Here is a 24,684-nt window from a genome sequence, read left to right as displayed (position 1 = left end):
TAAGAAAGGGTAAAGTCGCAGCGGTCTCCTCTTCCCTTGCGGAATCGGGGCAGCAGGGCCAAGACTTGATCATGGCTTATACGCCAGACGACGGGAAAAGGAAACCCGGCCCACAGGGCCATGACAAACGAGACAGAGATGCTCCCGGACCTGTTCAGCGACCTCCCACCCCCTGACGGTGATCTCGCCACCGCGCCGCTCACCGCGATTGACGAGGGCGCCGTGCTGATTCGCGGCGGCATCACCCGCCACGCCGAACACCTTCTGTCCGACATCCGGTCGCTGACCGCACAGGCTCCGCTGCGTCGGCTGTATACCCCGGGCGGCGGCCTGATGTCGGCCTCGTTAAGCTGTTGCGGCACGGTCGGCTGGGTCAGTGACCAGCGCGGCTACCGCTACCAGCGCACCGACCCGCTCAGCGGACGCCCGTGGCCTGCCCTGCCTGCCAGTTGGAGCCAGCTTGCCGCACAGGCCGCCGGGCGGGCTGGATATGCGGGCTTTGTCCCCAACAGCACGCTGATCAACCGCTATGGGCGGCGGGCAGAGATGGGATTGCATCAGGACCGTAACGAAGGTGACTTTTCGGCTCCGATCGTGTCCTTTTCCCTTGGGCTGGCCTGCCTGTTCCTGTGGGGAGGCTCAACCCGCTCGCAGCGTCCCCGCCGGATTCCGCTGACTCACGGCGATGTGGTGGTCTGGGGCGGCCCCAGCAGGCTGTTTTTTCACGGCATTGCCCCGTTGCCGGATGGCACTCATCCGCTGACCGGTCCCTGCCGCTATAACCTGACCTTTCGCCACGTTCGCCCGTGACCGACCCCGCGCGTCGCAATCAATGCAGAAAATTAACCTTTTGCCCCCCACCAGAAAGCCTATACTGATGGGCAAGAGAACGGACTGGCTGCTGATCACCCTGGAGTTCTGGCTGTGCCATCAAGCCCCTTTGCCCCCCCTGTCCGGCCCGCCGCCGGCCCAGAGAGCAGGACAGACTCCCTGACCGCCGTCCCCCCGGTCGGGGGAGAGGCGCCATCGACAATCGCCGTCGCCCTGGCCCATGATCCTGCCAACGACGCCGTTCCGCAGGTTGTTGCCAGTGGCAAGGGCTGGGTGGCGGAACAGATTCTGGCGCTGGCCTTTGCCAACGGCGTCAAGGTGCGGCAGGATGCCGATCTGGTCCAGATCCTGTCGGCGGTCGATGTCGAAAGCGACATTCCCCCCGAAGCATTCAGTGCCGTTGCCGAAATTCTGGCTTACGTTTATAAGGCCAACGCAACATTGACCCCCAGCACCGGCGAGGATCACCCATGAATCACTCCCCCACCGGTTCACCGCCCCCTGCCCCCAGCGTTGCCCAGACCCGGGCGGCGATTCTCGACGTGGCCCGGATGATTTCAGAGGCCCGGTCGAAAATGGTAGCAGGCGAAATGGTGGCGCTGGCGGATCTGGAACATCGCTGTCGTCTGGCCTGTCAAATGGCCACCCGCCTGCCGCCGCCGCTGGGCCGACAGGTTCGCAGCGATCTGGAAGCCGTGCTGTATGATCTGGACGCGCTGGAAACCGACATGACCCAGCGGTTCGGCGCGCTGGCCCGCCGCCCATTAACCGATGACAGCCCGCGCCCGTTAACCGTTGGTGCAGCGTATCAGGCGGGTCTGGGCCGGACAGCCCGGCCGCGCAGTGCGGCTCCGCCGCCGGTTGACGGCACCGCCTCCTATCCCCCGTCGGCGGCTCCGCCTGCGTCGGACCCAACCGAGCCGCATACCGCTCCCACCTCGCCCCGCCGTAGCTGGACCCTGTGATGGATACCTTTGCCCTGTTGCGCCTGCCGCTGGCGCTGGCCGTTGTCATCGGCCTGATCTTTCTGGTGGCCTTCCTGCTCCGCCGCTTTGGTCCGTGGGGGATCGGCGATGGACGGAAAAAGAAACGGCTGGCCCTGATCGACAGCCAGATGGTTGACAACAAGCGGCGACTGGTTCTGGTCCGCCGGGACGGCGTGGAACACTTGCTGCTGATCGGCGGCAGCAACGATCTGGTGGTCGAAAGCGGTATCATGCCGCCGGTTGCCAAACAGCCGCAGCGGGACAAAAAGCCCCAGCCCGCCACAAAGCCCCCGGAGCCAGCCCTGTCGGCCTCTGCCCCACTGATCGCCGACCCGTTTGCCGCCGATGATGATCTGTACGAGGACGAAGCCTTTGACGTTCCCCCGCTGCCCTCACGCCGGGAGCCCTCGATGAGCGGAATCTCTGCCGCCTCCCGTTCATCCCGTTCCCCGGTCGGGAGCCGCTGATACCATGACCACACCCTGTTCTGTTGCACCGCCCCGCCGCCGTCGCTGGCTCAAGCGGGCCCTGTGGGGGTCTTTGTGCCTGCCTGCGGTGATGCTGACCGTCAGCCTGATTGCCATTCTGGGCTTCCCCGACGGAGCCATGGCACAACAGTTCTCGATGGACTTTGGCGACAATTCCGGCTCGACCACCGCCCGCATCGTGCAGTTGATTGCCCTGATGACGGTGCTCAGCCTGGCTCCCTCCCTGCTGCTGATGGTAACCTGCTTTACCCGCCTGCTGGTGGTGCTGTCGATCCTGCGCACCGCGCTGGGGACCAGCAGCACCCCGCCAAACCAGGTGATGGTCAGTCTGGCGCTGTTCATGACCCTGTTCATCATGCAGCCGACGCTGGAAAAAGCCTGGTCACAGGGCATGGAGCCGCTGATCAACGAGCGGATCGACGAAACCGAGGCCTTTGAGCGCGGTATTGAACCGTTCAAGGTGTTCATGGCCGAACACGCCCGACCGACCGATCTCGAGCTGTTCATGAACATGGCCAGGATGGAGCCGGTCGAAAGCGCCCAGCAGGCCCCCCTGCGCGCCCTGATCCCGGCCTTCATGATCAGCGAGCTGCGCCGGGCGTTTGAAATCGGCTTTCTGATCTATGTGCCCTTCATCATCATCGACATGGTGATCGCATCCGTGCTGATGTCGATGGGGATGATGATGCTGCCGCCAATGATGCTGTCGATGCCGTTCAAGCTGATTTTCTTTGTGCTGGTCGATGGCTGGCATCTGCTGGTCGGTACACTGGTCCAGAGCTTTGGTGTTCTTGATTAACATCCCCCGTTTGCCCGCCTTTCTCCGACCGCAATGGACCACTCTGCCATGAATGAAACCCAAATCATTGACATCGCCCGTGACGGTGTCATGACCATGATCCTGGTGGCAGGCCCCATTCTGGTGGTCGGTCTGGTGGTCGGTCTGCTGGTGACCCTGATCCAGACGGTAACGTCGTTGCAGGAACAGACCCTGACCTTCGTCCCCAAACTGCTGGCGACCTTTTTCTCCCTGATCTTCCTGCTGCCGTTCATGATGCATGAAATGACCGACTTCATGCAGCGGATGATGGACAACATCATCGCCCTGCCATAAAGGCGCAGGCCCCATGCTGAATGAATTTCTGGTTTCCCATGCCTATGCCGGACTGCTGGTTTTCATCCGCGTTGGCTGCGCCTTTATCGTCATGCCGGGCTTTTCAGCAGTTTATGTCCAGCCGCAGGTGCGCCTGATGGTTGCCGCCGGCCTGACGCTGATCCTGTATCCGTCGGTCCTGCCGATGATCCCGCCAGCACCGACCACCGTCTGGAAACTGGTGCTGCTGATCATTTCCGAAGGCTTCTATGGCCTGTACATGGGGCTGCTGGCCCAGTTTGCCCTCGGGGCGCTGCATTTTGCCGGGTCGGTGATCGGCCAGTATACCGGCCTGACCAACGCGATGGTTTTTGACGCCGTGACCGACCAGCAAGGGGCGTTGCTGGTCGGGCTGTTCAGCACCATTGCCGTGGTGTTGATGTTTGCCCTGAACCTGCACCATCTGGTGTTCATGGCACTGTACGAAAGCTATTCCGTCTTCCAGCCCGGGTCGGCCCCCGATGGCGGGGCACATCTGCAGATGGCTGCCGACCTGATGTCACGCAGTGCCTTTCTGGCCCTGAAACTCGCATCGCCGTTTGTGCTGTTTGCCGTCGTGTTCCAGACCGGCATGGGGTTGCTGGCCCGCCTCAGCCCGCAATTGAACATCTTCTTTGTTGCCTTGCCATTGCAGATCCTGTTTGGTCTGGCCTTGATCTGGATTTCACTGCCCGCCATGATGATGTGGTTTCTGGGCTTTTATGAAAGCGTCTTTCAGGTGTTCCTGCCCGACTAGAGCCGTGAGCGCAAAAGTGGGAACCGGCTTGAGCAAACCAAAGGAGGCCGCGTGTCTGAAGACGACGATTCGAAAACAGAAGAGCCGACAGAGAAACGCCTTTCCAAAGCGCGTGACGACGGCAACATTCCCGTTTCCCAGGAAATCAAAAGCCTGCTGACTCTGATCGCGGCGCTGGTGATCCTGTCTCTGGTTTCGCCCTACGTCGTCCGCCATGTCGGCAATCTGCTGAAAGCCTATATGGAGCACATGCACGAAATTCCAGGCGATCTGGAAGGAATGCGGGCGGCATTGCTGGGTCTGGGGCTGGACATCGCCAAGATTCTTGCCATCCCGGTGGCCCTGATGGTCCTGCTGGCAATTGTTTCCAACGTCGGCCAGACCGGTCTGGTGTTCACCACCAAAAAGCTGGGGCCGAACTGGGACCGCCTGAACCCGGTCAGCGGAGCCAAAAAACTTTTTGACAAGCAAAAGCTGATCGACCTGCTGAAATCCATCCTGAAAATCAGTCTGGTTGGCACGGTCGCGGTGTCGGTCATCATCCCCAATTTTCCGCACCCGGACATTCTGTTGGGACAGGATTTTTCCTATGTCCTGGATGAACTGTACTGGCTGCTGGTGATGCTGACCTTCACCTTTTGTACGGCCTTTTCGCTGTTGGCGGTGGCCGACTGGCTGTGGACCCGCTGGACGCACAAGCAAAAGCTCAAGATGACCCGGCAGGAAGTCAAGGACGAGCACAAGCAGTCCGAAGGTGACCCGCTGGTCAAGGGACGCATTCGCTCGTTGCGCATGAAGCGTGTGCGCGAACGCATGATGCAGGCCGTTCCGACCGCCAGCGTGGTGATCACCAACCCGACCCATTTCGCTGTCGCCCTGAAATATGACATGGACACCATGCCCGCCCCGAAACTGGTGGCCAAGGGGGTGGACTTCCTGGCGCAAAAAATCCGTGAGTCCGCCGAAGAGAACGATGTGCCGATCGTCGAAAACCCGCCGTTGGCCCGTGCCCTCTATGCGGCGGTGGAACTGGATCAGGACATCCCGCCGGACCACTATAAGGCGGTGGCCGAAGTCATCGGCTTCGTGATGCGTCAGCGCCAGTCTTCGGGCTGGAAGCCGACACCGAAAAAAGACCGTACGCCCTCCCCCGGACGCGACCAGTCGCAGGCTCCTGACCAGCGGGATGCCGGGCTTTTCTAGACCAGCGTGCGTTAAATCGGATGCAGGCACGCTGCTCTAGCCTTTTTGTATTGCCGCAGTGATTTTGCGCAAAACCGGTTCCCACTTTTACGCTCACTGCTCTGACGTTTCCAATCTTAAAGCCTTTCCGATCAGGACTTCCCCATGGCCTTTGAAGACGACACCCTGAGCTATGCCATCTCTGCCGGAGACAATGCCTGGCTGGCCAGTGATGACGCCGTTGCCATCCTGATGGGGGCGCTGGCCATTTGCGTGCTGGTGGTCCTGCTGATCATTCCGCTCATCCTGCGACGGCTCCACGTTTCGGCTCTCGCCCGGCAGGCGGTGGCGATGCTGGATGCCGAACCGGGGGCCCGCCTGCTGCTGTCCGCCGACGGACAGGTTTTGCATGCCAACACTGCTGGCCGCCTGCTGTGGGGGGACCATGCCCCGCTGGCGATCCTCAGCCAGCGGGTGGTCAGCGATGATGCGGCTCTGGCCGCACTGGAACGCCTGCGTCTGGCCGCCGAGGCCGGTGTTGCCGAACGGGTGGAGCTGCCGTTGCTGCCGTTGCTGCCGGTGGTGCAGACGCTACACGGGGCCGGCGGCGAACAGGCCCTGCATGAAGAGCAGATTGCCTCTGAATGGTGGGCGATCAGCCTGCGCCCCCTGCCCTCGACCGATCAAGGCCAGCGGGGAACCACCCTGTGGCAAGCCGAAGACGTCACCGCCCGCCGTGCCATCGAAGACATTCTGGTGCGCGAGCGCGAAGATCTGGCCGAGTTCCTGTATTTTATCCCGGCGGGGCTGTATTCGGTCGATGCCGATGGCACCCTGCTGATGGTCAACCAACGGTTTGCCGAGTGGTTGGGGCACTCACAGGATGACTTGCTGGGCCACCGGCTGGAACACTTCCTCGACCGCTGTCAGGCCCCCGATGCCGAAGGTGCCTGGCAGGGGACCCTGACCTTCCGCAGCGCCAGTGGCCACAGCTTTTCGGCACTGGTGGTGCAGACCATCTATGACGATGGCGGTGAATTGCGCACCCGCTCGGTGGTGGTCCGCCCCGATGCCGACAGCAACGGCATCTCGTTGCCCGACGGCTTTGCCGATGGCCTGCCTGACCGCCGGTTCCGCTGGCTGTTTGAAGGCGCCCCGGTCGGATTGTGCCTGCTGGACTTTGACGGCCTGATCACCGACTGCAACCCGGCCTTCGAGCGCATGTGCGGCCTGCGCCGGGACGGCCTGCTGGATCAACCACTTTCCCACCTGATCGCCGCCGATGACCGCCATGACCTCGAGGTGCTGATGCAGCGGGTAAGCCTGGGGGAAGCCGCTGGAGCCCACCGCGAGGTACGGCTGGTGCACAGTCCAGACGCTGCCGCCGCCCTGTGGGTCGGCCCAATGGGCAGCGGGAATGGTGTTGATGCGCTGGTGGCCTACTTCATCGACACCACCGCCCAGCGCAATCTGGAAGCCCAGTTCGCTCAGGCCCAGAAAATGCAGGCGATGGGGCAGTTGGCCGGGGGCGTGGCCCACGACTTCAACAACCTGCTGACGGCGATGATCGGGTTCTGTGACCTGCTGCTGCAACGGCACGGGGCCGGAGACCCGTCCTTTGCCGATATCATGCAGATCAAGCAGAACTCCAACCGGGCCGCCAATCTGGTCCGCCAACTGCTGGCCTTTTCGCGCAAACAGCCGCTGAAACCCCGTCTGCTGGACATCACCGACGCCCTGACCGAAATGAGCCACCTGTTGCGCCGCCTGCTGGGGGAATCGGTGGAACTGCACATGACCCATGGGCGGGATGTCGGGCTGATCCGGGTGGATCCCGGCCAGTTCGATCAGGTGATCATCAATCTGGCGGTCAATGCCCGCGATGCCATGCCCGGCGGTGGCCGCCTGAGCATCAGGACCGGCAGCGAAGAGCTGAAGGAAACCCTCGCCCGCGGAGCCGAACACGTCCCCCCCGGCTCCTATACGGTGGTCAGTGTCAGCGATACCGGCACCGGCATTCCGCGTGAAAATCTTGGCCGCATTTTCGAGCCGTTCTTTTCGACCAAGACCGGTCAGGTCGGAGCGGGCACCGGGCTGGGGCTGTCAACGGTGTACGGGATCATCCGCCAGACCGGCGGCTTCATCTTTGTCGATTCCGTGCCGAACAAGGGCACCACCTTTACCATTTACCTGCCACGCCAAACGGCCGATGACGGTGAATCTCCGCAAAAAAGCGAACGCCCCGCCGCCGCCAGCGCGAAAAAACCCTCTGCCGAACCGGACCTGACCGGTGGCGGGGTGGTGTTGCTGGTCGAAGACGAAGACGCGGTGCGGGTCTTTGCCGCCCGCGCCTTGCGCAACAAGGGCTATACGGTGCTGGAGGCCCGCACCGGCGAAGGCGCGCTGGATGTGCTGGAAGAAACCCCGAAGGTTGATCTGCTGGTCACCGACATGGTGATGCCGGGCATGGACGGAGCGACGCTGGCCCGGTTGGTGCGGCAGGAACGTCCGGGACTCCGGGTTGTGCTGATCTCGGGGTATTCGGAAGAAGCCGCCCGTGGCGAGCTGACCGATTCCCCGGACTTCCATTTCCTGCCCAAGCCGTTCTCGCTGAACCAGCTGGCGGCCAAGGTCAAGGAAGTGATTTCCGAGACCGAACCATGTGAGTAATCCGTTGTTTTTTCACGTACTCTTGGTGCGCGCTGCCAATGTTCCCTCTTCGTTCAAAATTTCCCTTGAGAACAAGAACGGAACGTGTACCTTCAGCCGTGTTGCACCATCCGGCAAACCTGTGAAATAACGGGGGCTCGTTTATGTCTCAGACCGCACTCCGACTCGTCGACAAGGATACCATGGACAAGCAAAAAGCGCTGGACGCCGCCCTCTCGCAGATCGAACGCTCTTTCGGCAAAGGCTCGATCATGCGCCTCGGGGCCCGGCAGGTGTTGGATATCGAAGCCATCTCCACCGGTTCGCTGGGTCTGGACCTGGCGCTGGGCATCGGCGGCCTGCCGAAAGGCCGCATCGTCGAAGTCTACGGCCCGGAGAGCTCGGGGAAAACCACGCTGGCCCTGCACGTCGTGGCAGAAGCCCAGCGCAAGGGTGGCACCTGCGCCTATATCGACGCCGAACACGCCCTTGACCCGATCTATGCCCGCAAGCTGGGGGTCAGTCTGGACGACCTTCTGATTTCCCAGCCGGACGCCGGGGAACAGGCGCTGGAAATCGCCGATACGCTGGTGCGCTCGGGGGCCATCGACGTGCTGGTGGTGGACTCGGTCGCCGCGCTGGTGCCCCGTGCCGAACTCGAAGGCGAAATGGGAGACTCCCACGTCGGCCTGCAGGCCCGCCTGATGTCGCAGGCCCTGCGCAAGCTGACCGCCTCGGTGGCCCGCTCAAACACGCTGATCATCTTCATCAACCAGATCCGCATGAAGATCGGCGTGATGTTCGGTAGCCCCGAAACCACCACCGGCGGCAACGCCCTGAAGTTCTACGCCTCGGTCCGCCTCGACATCCGCCGCGTTGGCCAGATCAAGGACCGCGAAGACGTGGTGGGCAACCAGACCCGCGTCAAGGTGGTCAAGAACAAGGTTGCCCCGCCGTTCAAGATCGTCGATTTCGACATCATGTATGGCGAAGGCATCTCGAAAACCGGCGAACTGCTGGATCTGGGCGTCAAGGCCAACATCATCGAAAAGTCTGGCTCGTGGTTCTCGTACAACTCCACCCGCATCGGGCAGGGCCGCGAAAACGCCAAGACCTATCTGAAAGAACACCCGGAAGTCGCCAATGAGATCGAAACCTCCATTCGGCAGAACGCAGGGTTGATCAGCGACGTCCTGACCGCCGCACCGGGCGAAATCAGCGAGGAAGACGCCGCCGAAGGTGAGGCGTAAGACCTATAGCTGATTGCGTGCCAGTTGGCTCTGGCAATGCTATCGTATTGACACCATCGGCCCGGACCGGCAGGTGGTGATCATCCAGAAGGGGAAGCAATCGTGCCTGATTGCTTCCCCTTTCTACATGCCAGAGCAGGGAGCGCAAAAGTGTTCCGGTTTTGCGCAAAATCACTGCGACAAAGCAGGCGACTGGGCTACCGCCCATACCTGTTCGGGGGCCAATGCCCCCGATCCCCCATTTTTTCTTTCAATATCAAATCAATGGGGTCCGAGGCCTCAAGGCCCCGGCGAGGTTTGGAGCAGCGCTCCATGATCCTGCTGCTTTATTTGTAACGGCGGAAATTGTTCGAACGCGCACGACCGCCATTGCCGCCCCCGTTCTCCAGCCCTTGCATGCGTTGTTCGTGGCGTGCGGCGGCACCACCATCCAGAGCCGTTTTGTCAAAGGGCGTTGCCCCTTGAAAACCAGCCTCATCCCCACGTGCAATCTGTAGCAACATCTGCTCGCGCTCCCACTCGCGGAACATTTCAGCGTCCAGCGTCCGCCCCTTGTAGATGCCAAGGCGCGTCCGGTTGGCCAGACGCCGCTCTTCCAGGATGCGCCGTGTCTGATCCCCTGAAAAGCGCGAGAAGGTGGCGAGGAAGTACTCAACACACCTGCGCAATTTTTTCCCGCCATAGGGAGAGGAAGCACTTTCGCCATCACCAAAGGAATAGCTCTGCTCTTCCATATTGATGGCGCCAGTCTTCATATCCATGTCACCAAACAGGAAGGCTTCGGAAACGGCTGCCGGTGAAAATCCGGCCCGACCGATCCGCAGGAAATCGCGCGCGGGACAACTGGCGACACAAAAATCGCCATCCCACAAAAAGTCAAAGTACGCGACGCCATTGCCGAGGGCTGGTTCCAGAAAGGCAAGGGTCTGCAGGAACATTTCGATGGTTGGCCAGTAATGACCACTTTTGGTCGAGATGGCGACCACACTGCCATTCGCCGCCCAGATCATCCCGGCGCCGGCGACGGCCTCCCCTCGATGACCGGAAGAATGGTAAATCCGTCCCTTTTGCCCGATCGATTCTCCCGCCACTTTTTCCAGTCGCTTCATCGCCAGCGCAACCAGACCCGATGCTGCCCCCTCGGGGTGGGGGTAGACATAGAGAACACCATGTTCATCAATGCAATAGGCCATGAACATGTCATAGGACTCGCCAAGACTGCTCAGAACCGAGGTCGAAAACGGCTCGAGAACCGGCTCCCCCCCCACTGATGGGGCCAATTGACACAGCTGGCCATCCTTCAGGGTGACCAAAGCCGCCTTTTGTGCCGCATCACTCAGGTACTCGGCACCACCATCAATCCCCACCCGCGTTTCGCACCACAGAAAGAACGGTTCGTTCGTTTGCCCGGTTTCACAGTCATGCAACCATTGCCCAATATGTGCCGACCAGTTGCCGCCAAAGCTGCGATTGGGCGTCAGGTACTCCATGACCCGAACGGGAGACAGGCCCTGTGTCCACACATGACCACCCGCCCGTTGCCCGGGAACAGCCTGACCGCCAACCAGCCCGGCCACCAGCCGCCAGTGATAGGACGGGTCTTCGCTGCTGTTGCTGTACATGGTATTGAGGCGTTCCATCATTCCCACAGCACGGGATGCCACAGCAGCAGCCTCCTCCAGCGCTTTTTTGATGGCTTTGACGTCACCAGTACACAGGGCGGCCTTTCCCGACGCCGTCGCAATGGCCTGCCCGAATTGCCGCAGCGCCGCCAGACGGCTGGCAACAACGGCCAACTGGCCGCTCGGAAGCAGGTCATAGGCCGCGCCAAGCCGTACCGCGTCATCAACGGCCACTTTCAGCATCACCAGCTGCGCAGACCCGGCGCCACCTGTCGGTGAGCCGCCAGTCGCCCCTGAACTGCGGGGGCGGCCTCCGCCGTTCAGGGGCGGCGGTACGATCGCCACCGGTGGCGCCACCGGTGGCGAGGTCGGCATCCCTGCTCCTGATGGCGGGGCGAGGCCAAGCATGGGATAGAGCAGCGTCCGGGCCGTCGCCAAACGATCGCGTGCATCAGAAATATCACCGTACTTGCTGGCGGCCATCGCAGGCTCCTCTTTTAAGAGCGTGGTCGGGAAAACATCAATCACTGATTGATGCTTCTCTACTGGTCTTTACACCCATATCCCATAACACCGGATTTCACAGGGCGCATTTTTTGGCACCGATTTACGCCCGGATAGACATACCCATCCCCTGATCACGGGAACCGGCATGGCAGAACGCTGCCCCAAGGAACCTCCGTAAGCTGACGATCGTCGCGGACCGTCGGAGGATGCCCCTTTCCGTATGTCGCAGCAGAAACACTCTGAAATGGATAATTGAAAAAAATAAAACTTTAAGGTGAATTACAGCAACCGCAACAGCACGACAGTCGCAGCCTCTCCCCGCTGACCGGACTTGCTTTTTCATCGTCCCGTTCAGTTGAAAGAATGCCAGCTATGGCATTGGGCCGTGGCGTGATGTACTGTGTGCTCCCTTTTCTATGGACACCGAGGATGAGTGTGATGTCTGGGCAATGGACAAAAGACGGATGGAGACGCATCGTTGAGGAGCGCCGGGGCCAGGGTGGCACCTGGGAAGACTTCCAGATGCCGACCTATCCCGATGCCGATGCCTTGGGCCGCGTGGAAACATCCCTGGCCACCATGCCGCCGCTGGTCTTTGCTGGCGAAGCCCGCACGCTGAAGGCCCAGCTGGCCAAGGTCTGCGCCGGTGAGGCGTTCCTGCTGCAAGGCGGCGACTGCGCCGAAAGCTTTTCCGAGCTGCGCGCCGATACCATCCGCGACACCTTCCGCGTGCTGTTGCAGATGGCGGTGGTGCTGACCTTTGGCGCGGCCCTGCCGATCGTCAAGGTGGGCCGGATGGCCGGGCAGTTTGCCAAGCCCCGTTCGGCTCCGACCGAAAAGATCAACGGCGTCGAGCTGATCAGCTATCGCGGGGACATGATCAACGGCCCGGAAAACACCCCGGATGCCCGCATCCCCGATCCTGACCGCATGATGCGCGCCTACAACCAGTCGGCAGCGACCCTCAACCTGCTGCGTGCCTTTGCCGCCGGTGGCTATGCCGACCTGCACAAGGTGCACAAGTGGACGCTGGAATTTGCCTCCGGCTCGCCGCAGGCCGAACAGTATCAGGGCCTCGCCGACCGCATTCAGGAAACGCTGGCCTTCATGGAAGCCTGCGGCCTGACCGGCGACCGTGTGCCGCAGATCCGCAAGACCGACTTCTTCACCAGCCACGAAGCCCTGCTTCTGCCCTATGAAGAAGCCCTGACCCGCACCGATTCCACCACCGGCGAAGTCTATTGCTGCTCGGCCCACATGCTGTGGATCGGTGAGCGCACCCGCGATCCCAAGGGGCCGCATGTGCAGTTCATGAGCGGAATCGGCAACCCGATCGGCTGCAAGGTTGGTCCGTCGATGACCACCGACGACCTGCTGACCCTGTGCGACGCCATCAACCCGCGCAATGAACCCGGCAAGCTGACCTTCATCGTCCGCATGGGCGCTGAAAAGGTGCTGGAAAAGCTGCCGGCGCTGGTGCGCGCCGCCAAGGCCGAAGGGCGTAACGTGGTGTGGGCCTGCGATCCGATGCACGCCAACACCATCAAGACCGAAAACGGCTACAAGACCCGCTCGTTCGACCGCATTCTGGATGAAGTGAAGGCGTTCTTTGCCGTCCACAAGGCCGAAGGCACCCATGCGGGTGGCGTGCATTTTGAAATGACCGGCCGCAACGTCACCGAGTGCATCGGTGGCTCGCAGGCGATCACGGAATCCGGTCTGTCCGAAGCCTATGACACCTACTGCGATCCGCGTCTGAACGCCAACCAGTCGCTGGAACTGGCGTTCCTGATCTCGGAAGCCCTGAAGGCCGAACGTCAGGCGCTTGCCGGCTGATCCTGACCTCTGTTCCCTGTTGAAACGGGCCGCCCCTTGCCGGGTGGCCCGTTTTTCCTTGATGTCCCCAGTTCTATTGAAAACACCCGCTTCGGGAACAGTTGTTTCTGATAACAGTTTACAGGGAAAGGACGGCAGGCGTATCCTCCCTGTTCCTTTTCAGCGGAACCCGGATCCGTGACGCCGGACAGTCTGTGGCAAGGACAGAATTCCCGTGCAGAATGTCGTTTTCTTTTGCACGCAGCGCAATGATAACTCTGCATGGTGCGAAACCTGGCTCTCCCCTTTCGTGCCACGCCATGAAGGGAGTTCGGGCGATGGCCCACCCAGCTAACACTGTTGCCAAACCCGCCGTGCAAAAGGCGGTGCAGCCGTGGCCTCCGGAAAATCAGGTTGCGCTGTGGACCGACAAGTATTTCACCCGCACGCAACAGGTGGTGCAGCGGTTTGGTGACGCCGAAGTCACCTATGCGGTGTTCATGCGTCGCCCGGTGCTGGCGGCAACCAGAATGGCCTGCGACTGGCTGCAAACGATGGTGCAGGAGCGCGGACAAACCGTCTCGATCGAACAGGTGTTCCAGGAAGGCGACTGGGTTGGCGCTGGTGAGCCGATGGTCTACATCACCGGCAGCTTTGTCACGCTGGTCGATCTGGAAACCCTGCTGCTGCAAAAACTGGGGGCGGCCTGTGTGGCGGCCTATAACGCCCATGCGATGTGTGAACAACTGCCGCAGGTGGCTTTTCTGGCGATGGATGCCCGCCACTGCGCGGGCACCGAGATGGCCGAACTGATGGCCTATGCGGCTTCGGTCGGCTCGAAAGCGGCGCAACGGTCCTCGGGGGCCAAGGGCTTTGTTGGCAACGCCACCGATGCCACCGCGCACTTCTTTGGCGCCAGCAGCGGCAAGGGCACCATGCCACACGCCCTGATCGGCTATGCCGGATCAACCCTGCGCGCCGCCCAGATGTTCCACGAGACCTTCCCCGATCAGGACCTGATTGTGCTGGTCGATTACTTTGGCCGCGAGCTGACCGACGCGCTGGAAGTCTGCCACGCCTTCCCCGAGCTTGCCGCCAAGGGCCGCCTCGGCATGCGGCTGGACACCCACGGCGGGCGCTACATCGAGGGCCTCGATACCCAGTCGAGCTATGACATCCTCGAACGCAACGCCCCCAAGGCCATTCGCGGCTATCGTACCGAAACCGAGCTGCGCCACCTGATCGGCACCGGCGTTTCCGCCGCCGCCGTCTGGCACATGCGCGAAGCCCTCGACCGGGCAGGGTTCCCGAACGTCAAGATCATTGCCTCGTCCGGCTTTTCGGCCAGCAAGTGCAAGGTGATGGCCGATGCCCGCGCCCCGATCGACGTGATCGGCACCGGGTCATACCTGCCGTCCAACTGGGGGGAAACCTACGCCACAGCGGACATCGTTGCCTATGACGGTCAGCCGCGCGTCAAGGTTGGCCGCGAGTTCCTGCTGAAGCGCAACGAAGACGATATCCTGTAAGGAAAAAGGGGTGTAGAGCAAACCTCTACACCCCTTTTTACCGCGCCTTTGTTAAACGATGGCTACAGCAAGCCCCCAAACGGCAAATCCCGCGCCGGAGCCTGCACCGCCATCACCGCCTGCTGTTCGAACCGGGCAAAGGCTGCATCCAGTTCCCGCAGCGCCCCCATGGCCCGCGAGCCATAAGTGGCCTCCAGTTCGACCGGCCCGTCGCGCAGACGCTGGCGCAGGTCATCGTACAACGCCAGCAGCATCATCCGCGCCTTGGAACCATCCATCACCCACACACGCCCCCCGTCTTCCGGCTGCGGCGGGCCAAGGTGGCTATTGACCACCTCCACCAGCCACTGCACCCGCTTGTCGAGGTCACCAAAGTAGGGTGCCATGCGGATCAGGGCCAATTCAACCAGTTGGGTGCTTTCCCGCCGGGCGGCGACATCGGCCCAGTCGATCGGACCCGGACGCTCGGCCTTGTGGCGGCGCAGGATTTCATGGGTGGCGGTCTCCCATGCGCGATAGCGGTCAATGCCGATCATTTTGGTGATCGCCACCGCAATGCCGGGAATGGCCCGTCGGGACAGCATCGCCCCCTGCATCACGCCATCATCGCCGATTCGTTTGGGCAACAAATGGGAGAAGCGCCGAATGATCAGCCGTTCAAAGGGATGGCGGCGGCGTTCTTCCCACTTCAATTGCTCGTGCAAACGCAGGCAATTGTCCGCAGGCTGGCGCAAGCCGCGCAAATGGCCCAGGAATACCTCGGCCTGCGCCCGCAAGGCCCCGGCATCCAGCGTCCCGGTGCGGGCGGCTTCCTGTTCGAGCGTGGCGACAAAATCCATGATCAACAGGCGGCTCATGTCCAGCGGGCAGCCGCCCTCATTGTAAGCCTCGCTCCGACCGTCAGCGCCGTCCGGAGCGACCGAAGGGGATAAGGTGGCAGTCATGGCGTTCCCCGATCATGCAAAATACGTCTTTGCGACGTTTATCAGCGAGCTTCTGGCATCAGTGAGCATTTGGTATCACTGGCGCGGTACTCAGGGCCCTCAGGTACGAGATCGAACCGGGGTCGTCTGCGTTCCAAACCAAAAGCGTTACACCCATAGTACCGCCTTTCCCGGGCCGGATCATTTGCACATTGGTAGATTTCCCCGGTGCAAGAGGGTGTTTCCGGCAAGAAATACCAACCGGAAATACTGTCGTGCGTTGACAGGACCACCCCCGCCCCCTAGCCTCTAACCCCCTTAGACATCTGGCTCGGACCAAGCGGGATGACCCCTGCCCCGGCGTCCCCGCCCCATCCCACTCTTTGCCCTGCGCGCTTGATTTAGGAACGCACGAGATGGCTGACCGGCTGAAACTGACTCTGGCACAACTCAATCCCACCGTCGGGGATGTGGCCGCGAATGCGGCTTTGGTGCGGCAGGCCTACCTCCATGCGGCGGGACGGGGCAGCGATGTGGTGGTGACGACGGAACTGGCCCTCAGCGGCTACCCCCCCGAAGACCTGATCTATCGCCCGGCCTTCCTCGACCTGTGCGACGAGCATCTGCGCGACCTGAAAGAGATGACCGCTGCGGGCGGCCCGGCGCTGATCGTCGGCGCTCCTGTGCGGCAGGATGGCAAGGTCTACAACGGCGCGGTGGTGCTCGACCGTGGCGAGGTGGTGGCCCGCGTTCTGAAACAGCATTTGCCGAATTACGGCGTGTTCGATGAAATCCGCGTCTTCGCCACCGGTCCGGCCCAAGGCCCGGTGCGGGTGCGCGGCGTCCGTCTGGGCATCCTGATCTGCGAAGACATGTGGTTTACCGACGTGGCCGAGACGCTGGCCGAAACCGGGGCCGAAATTCTGGTGATCCCCAACGGCAGCCCGTTTGAACTCGACAAGCCCGATCAGCGCCTGTCGCACGCGGTGGCCCGCGTCAGCGAAACCGGCCTGCCGCTGGTGTACGTCAATCAGGTCGGCGGTCAGGATGAACTGGTGTTCGACGGCTCCAGCTTTGTGCTGGGGGCCGACCACAGCCTGCGCCTGTCAATGGCCCCGTGGGTGGCGCACGAGGTGGACAGTGACTGGACCCGCGGCAGCGATGGCCGCTGGACCTGCACCGAACAGACCCCGGTTCCGGCAGGCGACCGGCTGGAACAGATCTATCAGGCGATGGTGGTCGGGCTGCGCGATTACGTGCAGAAAAACGGCTTCCCCGGCGTGCTGCTGGGGCTGTCGGGCGGCATTGACAGCGCCCTGTCGGCGGCGGTGGCGGTCGATGCGCTGGGGGCGGACAAGGTGCATTGCGTGATGATGCCCTCGCCCTATACCTCGCGCGACAGTCTGGAGGACGCCGCCGAGTGTGCCCGCCTGCTCGGCTGTCGTCTGGACGAAATCAACATCGGCCCGGCGATGGCCGCCTATGACAGCATGCTGTCGCCGTTCTTTGCCGGGCGCGCGCCGGACATCACCGAAGAAAACATCCAGTCGCGCGCGCGTGGCATGACCCTGATGGGGCTGTCGAACAAGTTCGGCGCGATGGTGCTGTCCACCGGCAACAAGAGTGAAATGAGCGTCGGCTATGCCACCCTCTACGGCGACATGTGCGGCGGCTATTCGGTGCTGAAGGACGTCTACAAGACCGACGTGTTCGTCGTCTCGCGCTGGCGCAACGCCCACCGCCCGACCGGAGCCAGGGGGCCGGAGGGGATGGTGATGCCCGAACGGGTGATCACCAAGCCACCGTCGGCAGAACTGCGCCCGGACCAGAAAGACGAAGACAGCCTGCCGCCCTATGACGTGCTGGACGACATCCTGTTCGGTCTGGTCGAAGGCCAGAAATCGGTCTCCGAGGTGGTGGCAACGCAAAATCACGACCCGGCCACCGTCGAGCGGGTCTGGCGTTTGCTGAACCGGGCGGAGTATAAACGCCGTCAGGCCCCTCCGGGGGTCAAGATCGGCACCCGCGCCTTTGGCCGCGAGCGCCGTTACCCCATCACCAACGCATATATTGGACCCCGGTAATCCTGATGACAGTCCGTGTTCGCTTTGCCCCGTCCCCGACAGGCTATCTGCATGTGGGGAACATCCGCGTCGCTCTGGTCAACTATCTGCTGGCTGGCGGGCAACCGTCGTCGTTCGTCCTGCGCTTTGACGACACCGACCGCGAGCGTTCAAAGGATGAGTATGTGCAGGGCATCCTGCGGGACCTGCGCTGGCTGGGGATCGGCTGGCAGGAAGAGTATTACCAGAGCCAGCGGCTGGAACGCTACACCGCTGCCGCCGACACCCTGAAGGCGGCCGGGCGGCTGTACCCGTGCTATGAAACGCCGGAAGAGCTGGAATACATGCGCCGCCGCCAGCGCGCGCGCGGCAAGCCGCCGATCTATGACCGCTCGGCGCTGGAGCTGACCGACAGCCAGCGCGCCGACTACGAAGCCCAGGGCCGCCGTCCGCACTGGCGGTTCAAGATGGTGCCCGGCACCATCGAATGGAATGACCTGACCCGTGGCACCTGCACCTATGACGCCGCCCATCTGGCCGACCCGGTGCTGATCCGCGAAGACGGCACCTTCCTGTACATGATGCCGTCGGTGGTCGATGACGCCGAAATGGCGATCACCCATGTGGTGCGCGGCGAAGACCATGTGACCAACACCGCTGTCCAGATCCAGATTTTCGAGGCTCTGGGTTATCAGCCGCCGCTGTTCGCCCACTTGCCGCTGCTGGTCGATGCCGACGGCAACGGCCTGTCCAAGCGTCTGGGCAGCATGTCGATGGGCGACCTGCGCGAGCAGGGTCTGGAGCCGATGGCCATTTCATCGCTGCTGGGGCACCTTGGCTCGTCCGACGCCATCGAGCCGTTCGACAGCCTGCAAGCACTGGGCAGCAGCTTTGACGTCAGCCACTTTGGACGCTCGACCCCGCGCTTTGACCCGGCCGAGCTGCTGCGCCTGAACCAGAAGCTGATCCACGCCCTGCCGTGGGATCAGGTCGAACCGCGCCTGCAGGCGCTGGGACTGGACAAGGCCGACGCGGCGTTCTGGGAGGTGGTGCGCTCGAACCTGACCGTCCTGCGCGATGCTGCCATCTGGCACGCGGTGGTCCATGACGCCCTGCCGCCGCAGGACTTCAGCGACGACGACCGCGCCTTTCTGGCACAGGCCGCCACCCTGCTCCCCGCCGCACCGTGGGACGGGCAGACGTGGAAAGCCTGGACCACCGCCGTCAAGGATGCCACGGGCCGCAAGGGCAAGGGCCTGTTCATGCCGCTGCGTCAGGCCCTGACCGGCCACGACCACGGCCCGGAAATGAGCGGCCTGCTGCCGCTGCTGGGCCATGATCTGGTGCAGGCCCGCCTGACAGCAAACTGAGTGGGGCGCAGGGACAGACCAGAAACCAGACCGTGGAGCGCTGCTCCACACCTCGCCGGGGCCTTGAGGCCCCGGACCCCGATCTGTTGAGTGCTCAAGAGCCGGGGGCCACCGCCCTCGGCTCTTTTTGGTTGCTCTGCCTCATAAACTCCTAATACCCTCAGGGGTATGGGGTTGCATTATGCAGGCGGAGCGAGCGATTGAGCGAGTCCTTTGATGTGTTCCTCAGCTATGCCCGTAGTGACAGCGCCCTCGCCGATCCACTGGTGACAGCACTGGAACAGGCCGGAGTTCGCGTCTGGCGCGATACCCGGCAGATCGATACCTTTGCCGACATTCAGCGCGCCATCAGTGATGGCCTGAGCCGCTCAAAGGTGTTGCTGGCGCTGTACTCGCGGGCCTATACCACACGGCGCGCCTGTGACTGGGAACTGGCAGCGGCCTTTGTCAGCGGTGGAGCAGACCGCATTCTGGTCCTGAACCCCGAGCACAACGCTGACCACATCGAACCGCAGTCGTTGCGGGAGGCTCTGTTTGCCGGGCAGAACGAGTTGAGCCACCCGGCGACGCTTGTCAACCGGATCAAGGCCCGGACAAGCGCCCATTCGGCCCCGTTTGGAGCCCTCGTGGTTGCGGACCCGCAACAAAAATGGATCGGCCTGCCCCCGAATGGCGGCGCGCAGACCTTTGTCGGACGACGGGCCGAACTGTGGCGGGTCCATGATGGCCTTGATGCCGGGTCGGTACTGCTGGCCCCAACCACCGCAGGCACCGCGCCGGGGGATGGCTCCACCCTGCTGTGCGGACTGGGCGGGATGGGCAAAACCTTGCTGGCCGAAGAATACGCCCGCCGCTTTGCCGCCGCTTGGCCGGGCGGCATTTTCTGGCTGAGGGCAGGCGGCCCGCTGGAAGACCAATACCAGACGCTGGCCCGCGAGATGGGGATTGCCTTTGATCCCGCGCTGCCGGGGGACTTGAAACGCGCCATCACCACCGCAATGAAGGCTCGCCCCGGTCGTTATCTGTGGGTGGTCGATGACCTGCCGCACGGCCTGAAGATCGAACAGGCGCGGGCATGGTTTGCCCCCACCGCGCAGGGGCGCAGCCTGATCACCACCCGCAGCCGCACCCTCGACAGCATCGCCCGGGCGGTGGAACTGGCCGAGCTGGATGAACAGGCCGCAATGATCCTGCTCACCCTCGACCGCCCGCCGGGCACCGAGGCCGACCGGCAGGCGGCCCACGCCATCCTTGACGCCCTTGGCCGCCACGCGCTGGCGGTCGATCTCGCCCGCCATCTGGTCAAACGTCAGGGCTATGGCAAGGTACTGGCCGACTTGCAAAACCCGGACAAGGAGGCGCTGGCTTTGGCGGAGCGGCTGAGTGTGGAACTGCCCACCGGCCACAGCAAAAGCATCGCCCAGACCTTCCTCAGCAGCATCCAGACACTGGACGACAGCGCCCTCGACGTTCTGCGCATCGCCGCCTGTCTGGCCCCCCATACGCCGATCCCACGGGATTTGGTATCGGCAATCCTCGTACAGGCTGATGGCGTCAACGTGGATCAGGCTGAGGAGGATGCCCTCATCGCCATCGATCAGGCTGCCGCTCAGTCGCTGTGTGATGACACCGATACCGCCTATCAGGTGCATGCGCTGGTCTGTCGCACGATAGCGACCCGCTACGCCGATAAGCGCAGCCAGATATTGGCGCAGGCCAGTCTGGCAGTGTTGATGGAAAGGTTCAAAAATGTAGCGGACACTCGCAATCATAGAGGGGTCTCCCCTATTCTTACTCACGCCCATGCGATTATCGCAGGATTAAAAACATACGAACAAATATACATCGGAAATCAATTGGGTATTTACTACAATTCAGCCGGCCTATATCAAGAGGCATTAGCTGTACAATACGATGTAATTAACGCATTTGAATCCACATTTGGCATAAATCACGAAAATACTTTAAGTAGCATAAGCAATCTGGCCATCACTCTGTATTCTCTCGGTCAGCTGACCGCAGCTGAAAAAATATTCCAGCAGGTGCTGAATGCTCGCCGCTGCATCCTTGGATCAGACCACCTAGATACATTGAAAAGTATCGGCAAACTGGCCGGTGTCTACCTTGAACTCGGACAGCTGACCCAAGCCAGGGAGATGCAACAATATCTTGTGGACGCCCACCTCCATATCCTAGGCTCAGATCACCCTGATACTCTGAACAGCATGAGCGGTCTGGCCGTAGTCCTACTCGCCCTCGGCGAACTAACCAGTGCTAAAAAAATACAGCAAGCAGTATTGGATACCTGTCCCCGCGTCCTCGGCCCAGATCATCCAGATACCCTGAGCTACCTAAGCAACATGGCTGCCATCTTGAGAGTTCTTGGCGACGTAATCGGTGCCGAAGGCCTTCAACGGAAGGTATTACACATGCTTGATACCACATTTGGCCCAGAACACCCTGCTACATTGAACGCGATTCTTAATTTATCAGAAACAATAAGATTTAATGGAAACTTTGCCTGCGCCAAAGAAATGCAGCAACAGGCGCTTAAGGTCTACCGCCGCATTTTTGGCCCCGACCATCCCACAACGTTAACCTGCTTGAATAATCTGGCAGGAACACTGCAAACCTCAGGAGACTGGGCTGAATCTCAAAAGATACATGAGCAGGTTCTAGATGCCCGCTTCCGCATCTTTGGCCCCGACCATCCCAGCACCCTGACCAGCATGAACAATCTAGCAGACATTTTTCGGGCCCAAGGTAATCTAGCCAGAGCCAAAGACATGCATCAACAGGTGCTAGATGCCCAACTTCGCACCCATGGTCTAGATCATCCTAGCACTCTGACCAGCATGAACAATCTGGCTGGAACCCAGAACGCCCTTGGCAATCACACTGTTGCTAGAGAGATACAACAACGGGTGCTAAACGCTCGCCGTCGTGTCTTTGGCCTCGATCACCCGACAACTCTGACAGCCACTTTCATGCTAGCTCAATACATTGCACTATCCGGCGACTTGGCCGCCGCCATCCCTCTGGCAACAGAAGCCGCCCAAGGCCTTCTCACCAAACTCGGTCCCGATCACCCGGATACCCAAACAGCCCACAGAATTCTCACCGTCCTCCAGTCCCAGCAAAACAGCGCCCCAGCCCCCGACTGACCAGCACAGCGATTTCGCTCGGGCGCGGGGTGCAGGCCAAAGCAGCGAGGTCATCGGGGGACAGACCGCTGACCAGCGGCGCGTCAGCCACCACCCCGGCGATTTCCTCCAACCCCTGGCGGAAAGCGTCTTCATATTCCGCCGCCTGCCAGTCAGGAGGCAGCCAGTCCATCGCCAGCCCGGCGGCGCGGGCGATGTCGGCGGTGGCTCCGCCGAAACCGGCGGCGAGGTACAGCGGCTGGCCAGCGCGCAGGGTCAGCAGAGCCTCCTCCACCAACCCCGGCATGCGGCCCTGAAAGCCGCTGCGTTTGCCGCCGATCATCAGGCGGCCTTCGGTATTCCCGACCAGATAGCGCCGCATGGCGCTCAACTGCCGGGCTTTTTCCTGCGGGTTGGTTTCTGGCACCGGGGCCTCAAAACGGTCGGTCTCGGGGGGAATTTCCTGCCCCTCGCGGTCGAGGCACACCACCCGGCCATGCCGCCCCAGCCGGTCCTGCGTGGCGCGCAGGGTGGACAGCGGTACCTCACGGTGAACGCACCATGCCAGACAGACCAGCAGGGCCGGATCGTCGCCAGCGCCATAGCGCACCACTTCGTCCACCAGCATCGAGGTCAGGCCGTCAGGCTGCAAATGCCCACCCCACGCCAGCGAGCCTCCGCCCACCAGCACCAGCCGTGCCAGTTCGCCCAGCGCCAGCCGGAAATGGCGAGGGTCCAGCCCCAGCCGGGCCAGATCGGGGGAGTCCGAGGCCGACAGCCCCAGACGCCGCGAGCGCAGGGCATCTGCAGGCAACAACGGAGAGATCATGGCGAACCCTTTCACGATCAACACGGGCCCTGAAGGCCCCGACGAGGGGAGAAGCAACGCTCCACGCCCCCGTTCCCATTCTATCCTAGCCTAGAGCAGCGTGCGTTAAACCGGACGCCACAGTACACGACAAAAAACAAAAAGATCATGGAGCGCTGCTCCAAACCTCGCCGGGGCCTTGAGGCCCCGGACCCCATTGACTTGATTTTTAAAGAAAAAATGGGGGCTTGGGGGCATCGCCACCAAACGGGTTTGGGCGGTAGCCCACACTGATCCCGCCAACTGTCGTGTACCGTGACCGGACGCAGGCACGCTGCTCTAACCTTTTATTCTATCGCATTGTTTTTGCGAAAACCGGTTCCCACTTTTCGCACAATGCTCTAAGACCGCGCCGACAGCGTGCGCGGGGTCAGGATATCCAGCGTGTCGGCTGGAATGCCAGCCAGAGCGGCCACCGTGCCAAGGGCTTGCCGCTCGCACGGGGTCAACGGCGGGTCAGGGTGCAGGATCACCAACGGCTGCCCCGCCACAGGCCGGTGAGTGGTCAGCCGGTCGGCCAGCGTCAGCGGCTCGGGGGCGTGCGGGGCCCACCACGACACCGGGGTCAGGCCCCGCGCCAATATTTCCTGGTGCTGCCACAGCGCCCGCTTCAGGCACTCATCGACCAGCCGCAACAGGGCCTCGCGGATGCTGTGCTTGCTCCAGCGTTTTTTCTTGCGCCGGGCCGGAACGCGCGGAATGTGGTCCAGCAGGAACGATCCCCGACCATCCCCCCGCTGCAAGGCATCAAGCGCCACCACCGGCACGCCGTTCAGTTTGGCAGTCACCACTTCGCGGTGACACCACTCGCGCCCGGCGTAACTGTCGGTGCGCAGGCACAGCATCGCGCCATCGGCAGCATTCCGTTTCAGCACCGCCGCCCAGTCGTCGCCGGTCTGGATTGCGGCAGAGTCAAAGAACTCTGCCAGCCGGGTTTTCAGCACCTCCATCCGCACCGTCGCCACCAGCGCCTTGATCGCCTGTTCGGTGCCGGGGTCCATGTGCTTGCTGTGGCTGATGAACACCTGAATCGGCTGTGACGAGCCCCTCAGGAATTGCGTCAGGCTTTGCGACAGGTCGCGCATCAGCATGGTGTCGTCGGCATCGTTCATCACATCGGGAGAGGCCAGCAACTGCCGGTCAGCAAACAGGCTCTGCAAGCCGGTCGAGGTCACGGCGCTGCGGCACAGGGCCAGCCCCCACAGGCGGACCTCTGCTGGCCGGGCCTCTGCCACATCGCGCACCTGTTCCAGCCAGTCGGACCAAGGCCCCGACCTGCCGGTGGCGGCGGCCAGCCCCGGCCCCAGCAACGCCAGCACCACCACACGGGCCGCCGAACGCACCGGCCCGGCATCCCCCGGCAACGGCACCGGACGCGGCGCCGACCCCGGTCCGTGCCACCCGGCAGAACGCACGAATACCTCGACCGCCCCGCCCAGCAAGCCGGAAAAGCAGTCGCCCTGATAGTGGTCAATGATCGCCTCGGCAATCGGACGGGCCTTGAGGTCGTCGTCAGGATGCCAAACCAGATGAATATCAAGAACCGGAGGCAACACGGCAAAGACCTTT

General features: G+C 62.2%; 19 protein-coding genes. 15 read left to right on the top strand and 4 right to left on the bottom strand.

Features of this window, described 5'->3' with window-relative positions; genetic code table 11:
* Positions 1–138: 138 nt before the first annotated feature.
* From alkB to recA, 10 genes are all read left to right on the top strand, one after another.
* A complete protein-coding gene (alkB, locus tag BW995_RS14315; protein ID WP_076401313.1) occupies positions 139–810 on the top strand; it encodes a DNA oxidative demethylase AlkB in 672 nt (223 codons plus the stop codon).
* A gap of 180 nt (positions 811–990) precedes the next feature.
* On the top strand, positions 991–1,305 hold the full coding sequence (locus BW995_RS14310) for an EscU/YscU/HrcU family type III secretion system export apparatus switch protein (RefSeq protein WP_076401312.1): 315 nt from the start codon (positions 991–993) through the stop codon (positions 1,303–1,305).
* A complete protein-coding gene (locus tag BW995_RS14305) occupies positions 1,302–1,796 on the top strand; it encodes a hypothetical protein (RefSeq protein WP_076401093.1) in 495 nt (164 codons plus the stop codon). Before BW995_RS14310 ends, BW995_RS14305 begins: the two co-directional genes overlap by 4 nt.
* On the top strand, positions 1,796–2,284 hold the full coding sequence (locus tag BW995_RS14300; protein ID WP_076401092.1) for a flagellar biosynthetic protein FliO: 489 nt from the start codon (positions 1,796–1,798) through the stop codon (positions 2,282–2,284). The genes BW995_RS14305 and BW995_RS14300 overlap by 1 nt, the downstream gene beginning before the upstream one ends.
* Before the next feature lie 4 nt (positions 2,285–2,288).
* The gene (gene fliP / locus BW995_RS14295) at positions 2,289–3,104 is read left to right on the top strand and encodes a flagellar type III secretion system pore protein FliP (RefSeq protein WP_076401091.1); all 816 of its coding nucleotides are present in this window, start codon (positions 2,289–2,291) and stop codon (positions 3,102–3,104) included.
* Between the two features lie 48 nt (positions 3,105–3,152).
* Entirely contained in the window at positions 3,153–3,419 is a 267-nt protein-coding gene (gene fliQ, locus BW995_RS14290) for a flagellar biosynthesis protein FliQ (protein ID WP_076401090.1), read from the top strand.
* A gap of 13 nt (positions 3,420–3,432) precedes the next feature.
* Positions 3,433–4,194 (top strand): flagellar biosynthetic protein FliR, encoded by a 762-nt coding sequence (fliR, locus tag BW995_RS14285; protein ID WP_076401089.1) that lies wholly within the window; start codon positions 3,433–3,435, stop codon positions 4,192–4,194.
* Positions 4,195–4,245: 51 nt separating this feature from the next.
* Entirely contained in the window at positions 4,246–5,397 is a 1,152-nt protein-coding gene (gene flhB, locus BW995_RS14280; protein WP_076401088.1) for a flagellar biosynthesis protein FlhB, read from the top strand.
* 144 nt (positions 5,398–5,541) lie between these two features.
* Positions 5,542–8,046, top strand: coding sequence for a hybrid sensor histidine kinase/response regulator (locus BW995_RS14275; protein WP_076401087.1), 2,505 nt, complete (start codon positions 5,542–5,544; stop codon positions 8,044–8,046).
* A gap of 143 nt (positions 8,047–8,189) precedes the next feature.
* Complete coding sequence (recA, locus tag BW995_RS14270) at positions 8,190–9,275, top strand: recombinase RecA (RefSeq protein ID WP_076401086.1); 1,086 nt, start codon at positions 8,190–8,192, stop codon at positions 9,273–9,275.
* 326 nt (positions 9,276–9,601) lie between these two features.
* Here the strand turns inward: recA and BW995_RS14265 are convergent, their stop codons facing one another.
* On the bottom strand, positions 9,602–11,380 hold the full coding sequence (locus BW995_RS14265; protein ID WP_076401085.1) for a hypothetical protein: 1,779 nt from the start codon (positions 11,378–11,380) through the stop codon (positions 9,602–9,604).
* Between the two features lie 462 nt (positions 11,381–11,842).
* On the opposite strand from BW995_RS14265, the gene BW995_RS14260 reads away from it, so the two are divergent.
* Both BW995_RS14260 and BW995_RS14255 read left to right on the top strand, forming a co-directional pair.
* A complete protein-coding gene (locus BW995_RS14260; protein WP_076401311.1) occupies positions 11,843–13,240 on the top strand; it encodes a class II 3-deoxy-7-phosphoheptulonate synthase in 1,398 nt (465 codons plus the stop codon).
* Positions 13,241–13,557: 317 nt separating this feature from the next.
* Complete coding sequence (locus BW995_RS14255) at positions 13,558–14,748, top strand: beta/alpha barrel domain-containing protein (protein WP_245821468.1); 1,191 nt, start codon at positions 13,558–13,560, stop codon at positions 14,746–14,748.
* Between the two features lie 62 nt (positions 14,749–14,810).
* On the opposite strand, the gene BW995_RS14250 is transcribed toward BW995_RS14255, so the two are convergent.
* The gene (locus tag BW995_RS14250; protein WP_139332932.1) at positions 14,811–15,692 is read right to left on the bottom strand and encodes a hypothetical protein; all 882 of its coding nucleotides are present in this window, start codon (positions 15,690–15,692) and stop codon (positions 14,811–14,813) included.
* Between the two features lie 395 nt (positions 15,693–16,087).
* Between BW995_RS14250 and BW995_RS14245 the strand changes: the two genes are divergently transcribed.
* The 3 genes from BW995_RS14245 to BW995_RS14235 all read left to right on the top strand — a co-directional run bounded on the left by BW995_RS14245 (position 16,088) and on the right by BW995_RS14235 (position 22,268).
* A complete protein-coding gene (locus tag BW995_RS14245; protein WP_076401083.1) occupies positions 16,088–17,755 on the top strand; it encodes an NAD+ synthase in 1,668 nt (555 codons plus the stop codon).
* 5 nt (positions 17,756–17,760) lie between these two features.
* Positions 17,761–19,104, top strand: a complete 1,344-nt coding sequence (gene gltX, locus BW995_RS14240; RefSeq protein WP_076401082.1) for a glutamate--tRNA ligase — start codon at positions 17,761–17,763, stop codon at positions 19,102–19,104.
* 200 nt (positions 19,105–19,304) lie between these two features.
* Positions 19,305–22,268: a tetratricopeptide repeat protein gene (locus BW995_RS14235; protein WP_076401081.1), complete on the top strand. Its 2,964-nt coding sequence runs from the start codon at positions 19,305–19,307 to the stop codon at positions 22,266–22,268.
* Here the strand turns inward: BW995_RS14235 and BW995_RS14230 are convergent.
* Together BW995_RS14230 and BW995_RS14225 are read right to left on the bottom strand one after the other, a co-directional pair.
* On the bottom strand, positions 22,222–23,076 hold the full coding sequence (locus tag BW995_RS14230; RefSeq protein ID WP_076401080.1) for a hypothetical protein: 855 nt from the start codon (positions 23,074–23,076) through the stop codon (positions 22,222–22,224). The two genes, BW995_RS14235 and BW995_RS14230, sit on opposite strands and share 47 nt — an antisense overlap.
* A 380-nt stretch (positions 23,077–23,456) precedes the next feature.
* On the bottom strand, positions 23,457–24,671 hold the full coding sequence (locus BW995_RS14225; protein ID WP_076401079.1) for a hypothetical protein: 1,215 nt from the start codon (positions 24,669–24,671) through the stop codon (positions 23,457–23,459).
* Positions 24,672–24,684 lie beyond the last annotated feature (13 nt).

The sequence above is a fragment of the Insolitispirillum peregrinum genome, from assembly GCF_900156605.1.
GTDB classification, from domain to species: domain Bacteria; phylum Pseudomonadota; class Alphaproteobacteria; order Rhodospirillales; family Rhodospirillaceae; genus Insolitispirillum; species Insolitispirillum peregrinum.
The sequence above is the reverse complement of the archived record's forward strand: the minus strand, read 5'-3'. Positions and strand labels throughout refer to the sequence as shown.